Below are 14513 nucleotides of genomic sequence, written 5' to 3'. Positions count from 1 at the left end.
AGCGTTTCAACTTTCGTAGACGGCTGGCGCTTTGAATGGGTATTGGTAGATTCGCTGCAAGGGATTCGAGCTTGATGGTTTTGAGGGTTTGTAGGAGTTGAATTACCAGCAGGGGTAGGAGAAATTGAGCCAGACTGAGGCAAGAGCGCAGATGAGTTTGGTAGAATTTAGGCATTTTGATTATGGAAGGTCTTCTCAATAAGCAGGAACCTTTTTTTATTTGCCTATTGTCCCTCGATCCTGGTAATGACTTCCTTCAAGTCTTTAGATAAGTGGGATTCCATTGAAGCCACCTGCGTTCTAGGGCTCTGGCGATCGCATCCGCTAACTTACCGAAGAGGGCATACATGACAATTGCTAGAACAACGACATCTGTTTGCATAAATTCTCTGGCGTTTGTGGCCATGTAGCCAATGCCTGAATCAGCCGCAATCGTTTCAGCGACGATTAAGGTCAACCACATAATTCCTAAGGAGAAGCGAATGCCGACCAATATAGATGACATAGCTCCTGGTAAGATAATTCGCCAGAATAAGGCCCAGGTAGTGAGTCCGTAAACTCTTCCCATCTCAATTAAGCCTGGATCGACATTACGGATACCATGAAATGTGTTTAGGTAGATGGGAAACATTACTCCCAATGCGACCAGAAACAGTCTGGCTTCTTCCCCAATGCCAAACCACAGAATTACCAGTGGTAGCAGTGCCAAGTTGGGAATGGTTCGTAGCATTTGGACGGAGGTATCAAACAGCTTCTCAGCGATCGGGGAGATGCCATTGAACAATCCTAGGAGGAACCCGATACTGCCACCGATGATGAAACCTGAGATCGCCCGTCTCGCACTCACACCAATATTGACGAACAACTCTCCAGTTTGACTAAGGCGGATTGCTGCTGTGACCACGGCTAGGGGTGCAGGGAGGATTCGGGTAGGAATGATTCCGAACGAGGAGAACAACTGCCACACAATGAGAATAAAGACTGGAAAAGTCCAGGGAATCAAGGCTTGGATACGGCGATCGCTGAGCAGCACAGCCAACTTGCTGGCGAAAGAATGATGACTCACTGAAGATCGTCTTGCATCAAGTTTGTAGTTAACCATAGGACGCGGTAAAGACAAAGAGGGGACTAAAGATGATTGTGCTATCGAGGTCAGCAGTTATTTTTGGCTGATGGTGGTTGGAGTAATGGCTGCATACTCCTCAGGTGTGAGTGTGGCATCTTTGAGATCAATTTGTTTGGGTAACACCTTATTGCTGTAGAACAAGTCTGCAATTCTTTGCTGTTCAGCAATTAGCTCAGGCGTAATGGGTCTGAGACGATATCGCCGCCGCTGACTCACTGTTTCTAAAAGCGAAATATCTAGCTTTAACTCTGGTTCTAGAAGCTGAGCCACTTCTTGGGGGTTGGCTTCTGCCCATTGGCCCAGTTTGTCAACTTCTTCTAAAATCAGCCGCACTAGTTCTGGGTTTTCCTTGGCAAACTCTTTAGAAGCCAGGTAGAATCCACCTTGAGTAGCAATTCCTTTAGCATCCCTGAGAACTCGGCCATTGGCAATTTTTTGCGCGATTGCTAGGTGTGGGTCCCAAGTCACCCAAGCTTCTACTTTGCCCTGGATAAAGGCTTCTCGGACATCTCCTGGCGGCATACTTACGGCTTGGACATCGTTATACTTCAGCCCTACTTCATCCAGGGCTTTCACCAATAGATAGTGAGAAGCAGAGCCTTTTTGGAAGATGACGCGTTTCCCTTTGAGATCGGCAACCGTTTTGATGGGTGAATCTTGAGGAACGACAATGCCGCTACCTTCACCTGTGGAGGGTTGCCGACCTGCCAAATAAACCAGAGAGGCTCCTGCCGCTTGAGCAAAGATGGGGGGTGTTTCTCCTGCCGAACCGATATCTACTTTACCCACATTCATGGCTTCCATGAGTTGCGGTCCAGCGGGAAACTGTGCCCATTCCACCTTGACTCCTAATGGCTCTAACCGCTTCTCCAAAACACCTTTTAATCTGACGATGTCACCAGAGGATTGATAGCCCACATGAACCACTTTGGTCTTAATACCAGTGCCAGGTGAGTTGGTTTTGTCTATGGAGTTTTGGGCATTGGGAGCTTGGCTTGTGCAACCTGTGATCGCGGTTGCAATCATCATGAAACCTGGCACAGCCACCGCTAGAACTCGCTTCAGAATACCTTGCTGCTGTGACTTAAAGGATGCAACGAGAACCATGAAAAATTCCTCTTACAACTGATATCGTGATTCGTTAGGTTTGCTGAAAGTTTCTATCGCTGGCTGATGGTGGTGGGGGTAATCGCTGCATAGAGATCACTCGATAACAGAGCTGCCGAAATGTTGACAGGCTTAGGCAGAAGATCATTTTCGTAGAACAAATCTGCAACTCGTTGCTGATCCTGAATCAACGCTGGACTAATGGCTCTACGTCCGAAGGTGCGACGACCGACGACTCTCTCTGCCACATCAAGGGAAAGTTTTTGCTCTGGTGCGATCAGTTTTGCCGCTTCGGAGCGATGGTTGGCCGCCCACTGCTCAATCTTGTCGATCTCCTCGATCACAAGCTTTAGCAGTCCTGGATTTTCTCCTGCGAATTTGCGACCGCTGATATAATATGCACCTGGGGAATCCAACCCTTCGGCAGTCTTGATCACGCGAATTCTACCGAGTTTTTCAGCTAAAGCATAATGGGGATCACCTGATACCCAAACTGGGATTCTGCCTTCAATAAAGGCACCTCTGGCATCTACGTTAGGCATGCTGCGGATTTTGATATCACTGATCTTTAAACCGACTTCCTGTAGAGCCCGGAGGACGAAATAGTGAGAAGCTGATGCCTTTTGAAACACCACTTCTTGCCCTTTAATGTCTTCGAGCTTTTGAATTGGAGATTCTGGAGGCACGGCAATAATACTACTACGGCCTGTTTCTGGTGTTCGCTTTGAGCCAACGACATAAACAATATCTGCACCAGCGGCTTGAGCAAAAATAGGTGGTGTTTCGCCCACAGAACCAACATCTACTTTGCCCACGTTCATGGCTTCCATCAGTTGTGGACCTTGGGCAAACTGAGCCCATTCCACCTTAATGCCTAATGGCTCTAGCCGTTTCTCCAATACTCCTGTAACCCTGACGGGATCTCCTGCTTGTTGATACCCCATCCGCAACACTTTGGTTTTGATGTCCGAAGGGTTAATGCCAGTAGAAGAAGCTGTGTTTTGGGCTGATTTGCTGCAACTGCCCAATGCAAGAGTGGTCGATAGACTTAGCATTCCAGGTACTGCAACCTGGAGGAAGTGACGACGACGAATGTGAATATATGAATTCATAGCTTTGGTAATGATGCGGAAATGTTTTTATTTCCAAGCAACCAAGGCGCTGGCTGTCAGTTCTTCTGTGAAGTGTCCCGAAGGTTCAACGGCCAGTAGAGACTCTTTCAAATCTGCCTCAAATTTTTCGCGATCGCTGCCAAAAAAAGATGGCAGTGCAAAGGCAGTGGAATAGAGATAACCCAGGTAAGAGTCAACAGTCCAAGTTTTCTCGAAGGTGAGATCAAAGGTTTTTTGCTGGACAAATTTTGACTGTGCCAGCACTTCCTCGTGAGGTACTTCTAGGTTTTTCCAAACGCCTTTGCCTGCTTGACCTGTGCGACGTTGTTCCCCGAGCCAACGCTTGACAGTGGCGATCGCGGCTTGCTTCCAGGGCAGAGAACTATTCCAGGGATCATCTCCGGTTTTGAGGATGGCAATGCCTCCGCCTTCTGACAACAGGGGAGACAGTTTCTCTAGAACCAATTCTCGCTGCATCCAGTGGAAAGAACGACCAAACGTAGCTAGGCGGAACTGACCTAATTCAGGAGAAATGGACTCTGCCCGATCCTGTATCCAACGAATGTGATTGATGCCGAGTGTCTTTGCTTCTGCTTGAGCTTCCTGCAACATCTCTGCATCTGGATCGATCGCTACGACTTCCGCAAAGCGATTGCTCAAGGGGATCGCCACTAATCCAGCACCACAGCCAAGATCTAGTAATCGTTCTGTACTATCCAAGTTGAAGAGGTTAGCTAACAGATCAAACAGAGCTTGAGGATAGCGCGATCGATAGCGGGCATAGTACCAGGCAGCACCTTGAAATAAGGTTGGATCTGGAGTGGAAATTGTTGTAGCCATTGAAAAACTGAGTAAGGTGAGCAGGGAACAATTCGAGAAATTTAAGAGGCGATCGCAAACACATTTTGATTCGGCTCTGGTCTACCCATAACGCGGTGTAGAATCTTCTCGACCGTTTGAGCAAAGACAGCATTCCCCCGTTCTCTCGGTCGCGGTAGGTCAATACGATGATCCAGGGCGATACGACCGTTCTCGATGAGCACCACTCGGTCTGCTAGAACCACTGCTTCCTCGACATCATGAGTGATTAGAAGAGAGGTAAACTGTTGCTCCTGCCAAAGGTTCTCTAAGAGCTGTTGCATTTCAATTCGAGTCAGGGCATCTAGGGCTCCTAGTGGCTCATCTAACAGCAGGAGAGGGGGTTCACTCACTAAGGCTCTTGCTAAGGCAATCCGTTGACGCTGACCACCCGATAGGACGGAAGGCCACTCAAAGGCTCTTTCTTGCAGCCCAACCGCGTGGAGCACTTGCAAGGCTTTGCTGCGGACAGAACCACTGGAGCCGAATAAACCTAATTCCACATTAGATAGCACTTTCTCCCAAGGCAAAAGTCGCGCATCTTGAAACATCATGCGTACGGTAGGGTTAAGGCGATAAGAACGTTTTCCGTCTAAGTAAATATCACCTTCTGTGGGTGCATCTAATCCCGCGACTAAGCGAAGTAATGTACTTTTACCGCAGCCACTACGGCCAACAATCGCTACAAATTCTCCAGGCGATATTTCTAGATCAATTCCTTGCAAAACAGTCTGATGACCAAAGGATTTTTTCATTCCTTCAATCGCTACATGCATACCCCGAGGTTCAGATCCCATGTCAAAAATCTCCAAAACGAAAGCGAATCCAGCTCAAATTTCTAGCCCTTACTTAGATTCGTACGGTGGTCAAAGTCTTTCAATAGGTCAGTCAATTTCGATAAAACACCTTGTCTGTCAGTTCTTACCTTTTAGGGGTTTTCTCTAACTGACTTTTTTGGTTAATCTACGGTAAATCAATCGACTTACCGTATTTAATAAATGATAGTTTCGCATGGCTGTAGTTAAAAATCAAGCATTTTCGCTTGATATCTCTATGCTTTTAAAGCATTTTTCTGAAATTGATGGATTGATTTAAATAGTTTTATTTCTAGACATTGGGAGTACTAAAATGAGGTTTTGAAAGTCACATTTTTTTAGTGTAAGAAAGAACAATTTTATGGTTTATTTATAAATTAAGAATTAGGTTTTTGTTAAAAATATGCTTTATAAGCTGTCAGTTTTCTGCCCTACAACAAATATTAAGGGAGAAGATCAGCTGATCTCCTCCCTTGTAAGTCATTTAGGGCTGTAGTTTTTAGTTGCGGGCAGTTCCAGCAGTGGCAGGAGCGGTGACAAATCTGGCGTAGCGTTCTAAATAGAAGCTGACAGGATTTTCAATGCTTTGAACCGAGGGGCGATCGCGCACAGCATGCCACCAGTTCTGGATGCGAGTTGCCTCAGCAGGCAGGCTAAAGTTGCGATACTCTTTCAATGTCGGGAGCCGTTCAAACCAGGGATAGAAGGTGAGATCGACGAGACTCAGGGAATTACCAAACCAGTAAGGCCCTTCTTCCGATAATTTGCCAAATCCTTCTCGCTCGATATATAAGAGAGATTCTTCGAGTTCTTGTCTTCCTTGTTCTTGCTCCTGAGCGGTTTTACCCCGCAGCAGTTTGGAGAATGCAGGGACAAAGCGGGTGTTGGCGTAGTCAATCCAGATGCGGGCGATCGCTCTGGCTCCTGGTTCACTTGGTAAAAGTGGTGGTTCTGGAAACACTTCCTCTAAATATTCGTTGATGATGGCAGACTCAACAATCTCATGATCGCCATGTTTGATTGCTGGAACTTTGCCATAACGTGAGATTTGAGAAAACCATGCAGGTTTATTTTGCAGGTCAATCTCAGTTAATTCGAAGTCAATTCCTTTCTCTAACAACACCAACCGAGTGCGGTGAGCAAAAGGGCAGGCTTTAGCACTATAAATTTGAACAGTTGTCATTATGAGATCTCTCTTAAAGAACGATAACCTGGCAGGGGCGAAGCATTCGGAAATTAAACTTTGTGAATAGCCAAGTTGTTGCCCGAATGCTTCGCCCCTACAGGGCATTGGGTTTAGGGTGCAGGGTTGGGATAACGGGTATGAACGGCATCAATCTCGGCCAAAATTGACTCATCGAGCGTGACGTTCACACTGTCTAAGTTCTCTTGTAATTGCTCCAATGTGGTGGCACCAATGATGGTACTGGTGACAAACCAACGACTGCGGACAAAAGCCAGCGCTAGATGAGCAGGTTTGATATTGTGAGCGCGAGCGATCTCAATGTAGGCAGCAACCGCTTCTGCAACGTTAGGTTTGCGATAGCGTCCGCCAAACCCTTCAAAGCGATTCAGACGGGCGTGGCTGGGAGCACCATTGAGATATTTGCCAGAGAGCAAACCAAAGGCAAGCGGGCTGTAGGCGAGCAGTCCCACATTTTCGCGATAGCTCGCTTCTGCCAGAGCAGCATCAAACACACGATTCACCAAACTGTAGGCATTTTGAATAGAAACGACTTTAGGTAGACCGAGTTGTTTGGCTAAGTGGCTGAATTCAGAGATACCCCAAGGGGTTTCGTTGCTGAGACCGAGATGACGAATTTTACCTGCTTTGATCACATCTGCGAATACAGCAAGTTGCTCTGCGATCGCCACCGTTTCTCGCTCTTTGCGAAGGTCAAATACCGTTTCGCCAAAGCGTGGTACATAGCGATCGGGCCAGTGGAGTTGATAAAGATCGATGTAATCAGTTTGTAAGCGTTTGAGGCTAGCGTCTACAGCCTGCTCAATATTTCTGCGATCGATCTTTTGCTCACCATCTCGCAGCCAATGAAAATCACGTCCTGGTCCAGCAATTTTGGTGGCAACAATCAGTTGATCCCGTTGTTGACGACTGAGCCATTCGCCAATATAGGCTTCGGTTAAACCCTGTGTGTCTTCTTGCACAGGTACAGGATACATTTCTGCGGCATCAATAAAGTTGACACCTTGAGCGATCGCGTAATCGAGTTGTTGATGAGCCTCGGTAATGGTGTTCTGTTGCCCAAAGGTCATAGTGCCTAAGCAAATTTCAGAAACCTGTAAATCGCTGTCACCTAATTTGTTGTATTTCATGTTCTTGCCAAAAAGAGGTTAGGTTTCACTTAGAGCCAAGGGATCTCTTCACGGGTGTAACGAAAGGCACGGAAGACAGAATTTTGTTCGCCGCGAGCTACAGGGGCGGAATCGAGCGATCGCCCACCGAAGTGCGGGTTGACATATTCCCAAACCACTTCACCGTCAGATGTGACTTCAAACAAGCGTCCAAAGGAGCCTTCTGTAATCAGGGTGTTGCCGTTGGCTAAGCGTTGCGCCCCGGAGATGTAGGGGCTGAAGAAGTTTTGCGGAGGATTATCTGTGTACTCCCAGACAATTGCTTGCGTTTGGCGGTTTACCTCAATCACACGAGAATAGCTGAGAGCCGTGTATTGACGGTGTGCACCATTGTCGAAAATCAACAGGTTGTCATTTGGTAATTCATGAGGAAAATGCTGTTGTGCCAGCACTTCTTTTCCGAGTTTCCAAATAATGTTCCCGGTGGTGCGCTCGACAATGACTACGGTGGAGATATTGCGAAAACTCAGGATAATGTTGCCGTCTGCCAGTTCTCTAACTGAGTTGCCGTGAGTCCACTCGTGGCGCGGGTCTTGATAATTGATGACGTCGGTTTCTGGATCAAGATGCTCATAAGCATGCCAACTCCAGATAATCTCTCCGCCAGGTGTGACTTCATGGATTACATCAGCATAGATGTCGCCCTCTGCTTCGGTACCAGGGATGCCGCCTTTAACTTGAGTCACTAGCGATCGCGGAATCTTCTCGATGCACAAAATCAAAGTGTTTCCATTGCGGAGTCGGCAAGCATCATGATGGTGATCAGGATGATGATATTCCCAGATAATGTTGCCATGGCGATCGGCTTCTAAGACCACACCGCCCTTGAAGAGCGACCACATGGGAAAACGGCTCTGCGCTTCGGGAACTTTGCCGTTATAAAACAGATTGCCGTTGGGGAGGAGATAGCCATAAGGCCCAGGTGCATAGGGCAGTTTCCATTCGTGCACTATTCTTCCTTTGATATCGGTTAGATACACTTCACCCTGCCCAGTCAAAGGCGTAAATAGGGTGTATCCCAAAAAGGTTTTCATGTGGTCAATGGCTCGTAAACCAGTACCACGACGACGAATGGTGTTTTGGTCTACGAGAGGGGTTCTGATAGCGGGTGGCGGGTTAAAGGCGAGAGTCATAACTGAATAGCAAGGATAAATTAACGCAGCTCAAAGCCGAGCTGATGCAGAATGTCATGGAGATGAGCGCGATTGCGTAACGATTCGGCACTGGCAACGCGATCGCTAGAATGCTGGGTCCAATCCCCTTCAACCTTCATGTTTTGCTGGTCATAAAAGGCTGCCATGAGCTCGTTGTAATGGGCGATCGCGGCATCTTGGGCTTCCAGGTTGTAGGTTTCGCGATGCAACACAGCGGCTTGAGGAAGACGAGGTTTAATCGCGGCGGGCTTGGCGGGATCGGGATAGCCAACGCAGAGACCGAACACCGCAAAAACCTGTTTCGGCAAACCCAGTTCTGCGGCCACAGCGACGGGTTGGTTGCGAATGCCGCCAATGTAGACAGTGCCTAAATCGAGAGATTCTGCGGCCACAGCAGCATTCTGGGCAGCCAGAGTAGCATCGATCGCCGACATCAAAAACATCTCTAGATAGTTCAGCCCGTCGTGAGCGAATCCTCTTTGTGCCGCGATGTGGGTAGGGCGAGCCAGATCAGCTAACCAAACCAAAAATAGCGGAGCCTGTCGGATATGGGCTTGATTCCCTGCTAGTTGAGCTAAGCGGTCTTTGCGCTCTGGATCTTCGATCGCTACGACACTCCAAGTTTGCAGATTGGAGGAAGTAGAGGCAGACTGGGCAGCCGCAATCAGCGTTTCTAACGTTCCTGAGGGTAGTGGCTTAGAGAGATAAGAGCGGACGGAGCGGTGGGATAACAGCGTCGTCAGGCTACTGTTCCAGGGAGCCTCTAGGCTGAGGTCAAATGCTGTACCGTAGCGATCGCGTAGCAGGTTAGCTGCAGTAGTTGGAGCAGGTGCAGTAAAGGTCATGATCTGAAAAGATAGATTTTGGTCTCGGGTTATAAAGCGACCAGTTCTCGTGCCGCTACCTGAGGTTGAATCGGCTCAGCTTTCACCCAAACTTGGTCTAAGCCGCCGCTAATCAAGTAGTGCTTTTGGTTGGGGTCTTGGTCGGGGTAATCCAGGCGTTTGTGCATGCCGCGAGATTCTTGCCGTTGCAAACCACTGCTATACATCCAGCGAGCCGTTGCGACCATTGCTGCTGCTTCACGAGAGCGAATCACGTCATTAGCAGTGGGTGTGGCGCTATTGCGAATCTCCTGCCACAAACTGTTTAAGCGACCCAACGACTCGCTTAGCACAGACTCTGAGCGGAACAAGTTGCGATCGTAGGGCATCACTTCTGCTTGAGTTGCGGCGATCGTCTCCTGAGGAGTTAGCGATCGCGCTCCTGCACCTCGCAATCCTGCTGCCCCCACGCCTTGCACTCGTCGCTGAGTGGCTTGCTCTCCTAAACTTTGGGCAAAGGTGGCAGCAGATTGGCCTGCCCAATACCCCGATGACATGGCCCAGGCTGCATTGTGGCTTCCCCCTCCAGTAAAGCCACCACAGATTAATTCGCGAGTGGCGGCATCTCCGGAGGCATAGAGTCCGGGGACAGAGGTGGCGCAGGTGCGATCGGTGATGCGAATACCACCTGTACCGCGAACGGTGCCCTCCAGACGCATCGTGATCGGGAAGTGTTGGGTGAAAGGATCAATTCCAGCACGATCGAAGGCCACAAAGAAGTTGGGTTGAGATCCCCGCATCCAGGCTTTCGTCTCTTCGGTCATGTTCTGATCCAATCGAGCATAGACAGGCTGGCTCAACAGTGTCTTGGCAATCACTGATCGCCCCCGCTTTGAGCCTGCACCTTCGATCACAGTGCCATCTTCGTAGGTGAAGGAAGCCCAGTCGTAAAAACGAGTTTTGGTGACTGAGGAGAAACCGGGAGAGATGGCATAGGCATTGGAGAATTCCATCCCGGAAAAGTCAGCGCCTGCTTCGGCTGCCATCAAGTAGCCATCTCCGGTCAGCACGTTGCAACCCAAGGCTTTGCTGAGGAAGGCACAACCGCCTGTGGCAATCACGACGGCACCTGCTTTCACTGTCCAAGATTCTTGGGTATTCCGGTTGATGCCACTGGCCCCCGCAACGGCTCCGTCACTATCTACCAACAATTCTAGGGCGGGGCTGTGATCTAGGATTTTGACCCCAGCCTGACGGATCTGCTTTCGCATAAAGCGCATGTAGTCTGGGCCTTGCAGCGATCGCCGAATCGGTTTGCCCTCGGCATCTGACTGAAAAGAATATCCTAAATCCGCTAGAGAATTAATGTTGTCATAGGTGCGATCGAGCACTCGCTCCATCCACGATCGCTGGGCCAAAAAACCACCCATCGCCTCGCGACTCGCCATTGCTGCTTCCCGTTGCTCTGGGTCGGGGGCCACATACCAAACCCCATTGCCTGATGCGGCGGCTGCGCCACTGGTGCCACAGTAGCCTTTATCTACCAAGATCACCTTGGCTCCATTGCTGGCAGCACTCCAAGCGGCCCAAGCGCCAGAGGGTCCACCCCCAATCACCAAGACATCGGCAGTCAAATTCAGGCCCGAAACATGGCTGGAAGCGGCATCGCTCGTGATTTGACGATTCATACATTCGCTCCTTCAGATCAAAATATGGAAAGGGATTAAGGATTCGCAGCTTGCCAATCTTTAATGTCAAAATCAGACTTCAACAACTGCTGCTCTGCTAAAAATTGTTTGGTCGAGTTCAAGAGCTGCAAGCCTCTGTCGTTGAAAGGTTCCGTGGGGTAGAGATTCAGAGGGTAGGATGCTTTTGCCGCTGACAACGACAACCCTCCACTCTCCTTAGCGGCAAATTGGTAGAAAGCTTCTGAGTTGGCTTTGATGTCTGCCAAGGCTTTTTGCCGAGTTTGGTTCCACTGTTTAGGCAGTTCTGGATATTTGGCTAAGGCCGCTTCTGTGACGATGCTGACCCCGGTTCCTACCAAATCATCATGGGTACTGGCTTGGTCGATCGCCCGGAAGCCCTGCTCTAACAAGGTTGGCCCTACCCCCATTGCAAACGGATAGGCCGCAATATCTCCCCGCTCGATCGCAACTTTGGCTTCTGCGGGTTTCATCTGGATAATTTTCACGTCTGACGTGAGTTTGTTCTCCTCTAGCAAACCAATCAGATAGCGATGGAGATAAGTGCCCTTCGCCACGCCTACCTTCTTGCCTTTGAGATCTGCTAGCGATCGCACACCATCTTGTTTGGTCAGCAACCAAGCATCTTGACCAACACGGGTTTGATTGATCAGCTTTGTGGGCAATCCCGCCGATCGCCCCACCAAGGCTGGCGTATCCCCATATAAGCCCAGGTCTAGCGCCCCGCTGGAAAGAGCCTCATTCAAAGCAGGTCCACCATCAAACGGCACAAAGCGAACTTCTTTAATCCCCAGGTTTTGCAGTTCTTGGTTCCACCAGCCTTTTTGGTGCGCCCATCCTTCCGGACCCAGTGGCACTCGACTTTCGGTACTGATGAAGCCAACGCGCAACACTGCCTGATCCCCAGCTTTGGCGACTGAGCTGGTAGCAGGAGCACTATTAGCGATCGCCGTAGAGTTAATTTGGCTTTGTTGCGAAGAACAACTTGCAGCCGTGACTACCAGGGCATAGGTGGTCAAAGAGGTGAGAAAGTGATTGAGAAATTTGCGTCGCCCAAGTCGATGAATCATGATCTATGTGAATAAATAGTGACTCTCTAGCCCAGAGGAGATCAGCGATCGCGGAATTACTGAGCGGAGGCTGAAGTTTGAGTTTGAGACGTGGGTTGCCAAGGCAGGATACGTCCCTGAGCGTCAGTTGGTAACGAACTGCCACTTTGCATGGCTGGATAGTAGTAAGCTGATTTCTCTTGCTTAGCGGCGGGGGTGCGTCCCTTTCCCCAACCGATGTCTTCTCGGTAGCTCCCGAGTAAACCTGCGGCGACTAATTCCGCTTCATCCACAGGCACTGATTCATCAGCGTTGGGAGCTACATAGAGGGCATCTACCGGACAATACAGCTCGCACATAAAACAGGTCTGACAATCACTTTTGCGAGCGATCGTAGGTGGCTTGCCAGGCACTTTATCAAAGACATTGGTGGGGCAAGCCGTGACACATAAGTTGCATTGGATGCAACGGGAGGCACTGACAAGTTCAATCACAGGGTTACTAACTCCCTCGTAGAAATGTTTTGTTCTGGCTTGACCCAAACGGTATCTAAGCCACCGCTAATCAACCGTCGTTGTTGGCTAGGATCAGCGTCGGGGAAATCTTGCTGCTTGTGCATACCTCGGGTTTCGGTGCGGGCTAATGCCGAGGTATACATCCAGCGAGCCGTTGCCACCATTGCCGCAGCTTCGCGGGCTTGGACTGCCTGGCGATCGCTGGGTGCATCGCTATGCCGCACCGCCTGCCAGAGTTCGTGCAGATGATTGAGAGATTGCGCCAAGCCTTGGGTCGTGCGGAACAAGTTGCGATCGTAGGGCACCACTTCAGCCTGAACGCCGCGAATAATATCCTGCGGTGCCACGGTTTGGGAGCTATGAGAACGCACCGCCGCCTGTCCAATTCCTTCCGCTGTGCGCTGATTCGCATTGGTTCCCAGAGTTTGGGTATACTTTGCTGCCGCTTCTCCTGCCCAATATCCTGATGACATGGCCCAAGCAGCGTTATAGCTACCACCTCCGGTAAAGCCACCGCAGATTAACTCTCGGGTTGCCGCATCTCCTGCCGCATAGAGTCCACGCACCGAAGTCGCACAGGTAGAATCAGTAATCCGAATTCCTCCAGTGCCACGAACCGTTCCTTCTAAGCGCAGCGTCACCGGGAAGCGGTGGGTGAAGGGATCAATCCCCGCGCGATCGAACGGTAAGAAGAAGTTATGCTGAATCGTCCGCATCCAATCCCGCACTTCTGCGGGGGTATCGCTGAGAGTGCAATACACGGGTTGCGTTAAGAGGGTTTTGGCAATTACCGATCGCCCGCGTTGAGAACCTGCGCCTTCAATCAGGGTGCCGTCTGCATAGGTGAACTTGGCCCAGCGGTAAAACGCCCCTTTGGTGACGGAGCCAAAAGCAGGTGTGAGCGCATAGGCATTAGAAAACTCCATGCCAGACAGCTCTGCTCCTGCTTCCGCTGCCATGAGGTAGCCATCTCCGGTGAGGACGTTGCAACCCAACGCCTTGCTGAGAAATGCACAGCCCCCGGTGGCAATGATCACCGCACCTGCCTGCACCATCCAGCGATCGCCCGTTTGCCGTTGAATTCCTCTGGCTCCCGCTACAGCTCCATCAGCATCTACCAGCAATTCCAGGGCGGGACTGTGATCGAGAATTTGCACGCCCGCTTTCTTAATCCGTTTTCGCATCAGGCGCATGTACTCCGCACCCTGTTGCAGCGATCGGTAGTAAGCCTGACCCTGAGTATCCAGCGGAAAAGGATAGCCCCATTCGCCCAACTGGTACAGGTTGGCCATGGCTCGGTCTAACACGCGCTCCATCCAGGTGCGATCGGAGAGGAAGCCACCCAATGCTTCGCGACTCGCCATTGCTGCTTCCCGCTTTTCGGGATCGGGGGACACATACCAGACGCTCGTTCCTGCTGCTGCGGTTGCGCCACTGATGCCACAGTAGCCCTTATCCACCAGCACCACGCGACTGCCATTAGCCGCAGCGTTGTGGGCCGCCCAAGCTCCCGCTGGACCTCCGCCAATCACCAAGACATCGGTTTCTAGTTGCAAGGTCGCAGCCGCCTGCGATCGCTGCTCAAATGTCGAAGAATTCCCACTCACGTGCTTTCCCTTTGGCTAAAGATTCAAGTTTGCTGAGCCGCCCTTCCCGCTCACACAAGCGCTAGAGACGCGGACTGACTCACTACTTACAGGTCAAATTGCCACAACCAACCGTCATACCGCTCTACTCAAGATACTACTGTTTATCTACCGATTTACCGTAGATTAATTTTGGAGTATGGCATAGTCGCTGGGCAAATACAAGTATTTTCGCCAACAAAACATCCGGCTAACTAATTGTTAGAGAATCTAATGAATTAGTAAATA

General features: G+C 50.0%; 13 protein-coding genes. All 13 read right to left on the bottom strand.

Going from position 1 to position 14513, the window contains the following annotated elements; genetic code table 11:
- Window positions 1–256 precede the first annotated feature (256 nt).
- Window positions 257–1066, bottom strand: coding sequence for an aliphatic sulfonate ABC transporter permease SsuC (ssuC, locus tag NDA01_RS22615; RefSeq protein ID WP_348229741.1), 810 nt, complete (start codon window positions 1064–1066; stop codon window positions 257–259).
- Window positions 1067–1159: 93 nt separating this feature from the next.
- The gene (locus NDA01_RS22610; RefSeq protein WP_348229740.1) at window positions 1160–2233 is read right to left on the bottom strand and encodes a sulfonate ABC transporter substrate-binding protein; all 1074 of its coding nucleotides are present in this window, start codon (window positions 2231–2233) and stop codon (window positions 1160–1162) included.
- Window positions 2234–2286: 53 nt separating this feature from the next.
- On the bottom strand, window positions 2287–3345 hold the full coding sequence (locus tag NDA01_RS22605; RefSeq protein ID WP_348229739.1) for an aliphatic sulfonate ABC transporter substrate-binding protein: 1059 nt from the start codon (window positions 3343–3345) through the stop codon (window positions 2287–2289).
- A gap of 27 nt (window positions 3346–3372) precedes the next feature.
- Window positions 3373–4185: a class I SAM-dependent methyltransferase gene (locus NDA01_RS22600; RefSeq protein WP_348229738.1), complete on the bottom strand. Its 813-nt coding sequence runs from the start codon at window positions 4183–4185 to the stop codon at window positions 3373–3375.
- Between the two features lie 41 nt (window positions 4186–4226).
- Entirely contained in the window at window positions 4227–5000 is a 774-nt protein-coding gene (locus NDA01_RS22595; protein ID WP_348229737.1) for an ATP-binding cassette domain-containing protein, read from the bottom strand.
- A gap of 517 nt (window positions 5001–5517) precedes the next feature.
- Window positions 5518–6201, bottom strand: a complete 684-nt coding sequence (locus tag NDA01_RS22590; RefSeq protein ID WP_348229736.1) for a glutathione S-transferase family protein — start codon at window positions 6199–6201, stop codon at window positions 5518–5520.
- A 113-nt stretch (window positions 6202–6314) separates the two neighbouring features.
- Complete coding sequence (locus NDA01_RS22585) at window positions 6315–7352, bottom strand: NADP(H)-dependent aldo-keto reductase (protein WP_348229735.1); 1038 nt, start codon at window positions 7350–7352, stop codon at window positions 6315–6317.
- Window positions 7353–7381: 29 nt separating this feature from the next.
- The gene (locus NDA01_RS22580; protein WP_348229734.1) at window positions 7382–8524 is read right to left on the bottom strand and encodes an aryl-sulfate sulfotransferase; all 1143 of its coding nucleotides are present in this window, start codon (window positions 8522–8524) and stop codon (window positions 7382–7384) included.
- A 20-nt stretch (window positions 8525–8544) separates the two neighbouring features.
- Complete coding sequence (locus tag NDA01_RS22575; RefSeq protein WP_348229733.1) at window positions 8545–9390, bottom strand: NADPH-dependent oxidoreductase; 846 nt, start codon at window positions 9388–9390, stop codon at window positions 8545–8547.
- 29 nt (window positions 9391–9419) lie between these two features.
- Window positions 9420–11057 carry an FAD-dependent oxidoreductase gene (locus tag NDA01_RS22570; RefSeq protein ID WP_348229732.1) on the bottom strand — a complete coding sequence of 546 codons (1638 nt, stop codon included), beginning with the start codon at window positions 11055–11057 and terminating at the stop codon, window positions 9420–9422.
- A gap of 35 nt (window positions 11058–11092) precedes the next feature.
- On the bottom strand, window positions 11093–12145 hold the full coding sequence (locus NDA01_RS22565) for an ABC transporter substrate-binding protein (protein WP_348229731.1): 1053 nt from the start codon (window positions 12143–12145) through the stop codon (window positions 11093–11095).
- Window positions 12146–12201: 56 nt separating this feature from the next.
- Window positions 12202–12618, bottom strand: coding sequence for a 4Fe-4S binding protein (locus NDA01_RS22560; protein WP_348229730.1), 417 nt, complete (start codon window positions 12616–12618; stop codon window positions 12202–12204).
- Entirely contained in the window at window positions 12615–14246 is a 1632-nt protein-coding gene (locus NDA01_RS22555) for an FAD-dependent oxidoreductase (RefSeq protein ID WP_348229729.1), read from the bottom strand. Before NDA01_RS22555 ends, NDA01_RS22560 begins: the two co-directional genes overlap by 4 nt.
- Window positions 14247–14513: the final 267 nt, after the last annotated feature.

The organism is Trichocoleus desertorum AS-A10 (assembly GCF_039962155.1).
Taxonomy (GTDB): Bacteria; Cyanobacteriota; Cyanobacteriia; order FACHB-46; family FACHB-46; genus Trichocoleus.
The sequence above is the reverse complement of the archived record's forward strand: the minus strand, read 5'-3'. Positions and strand labels throughout refer to the sequence as shown.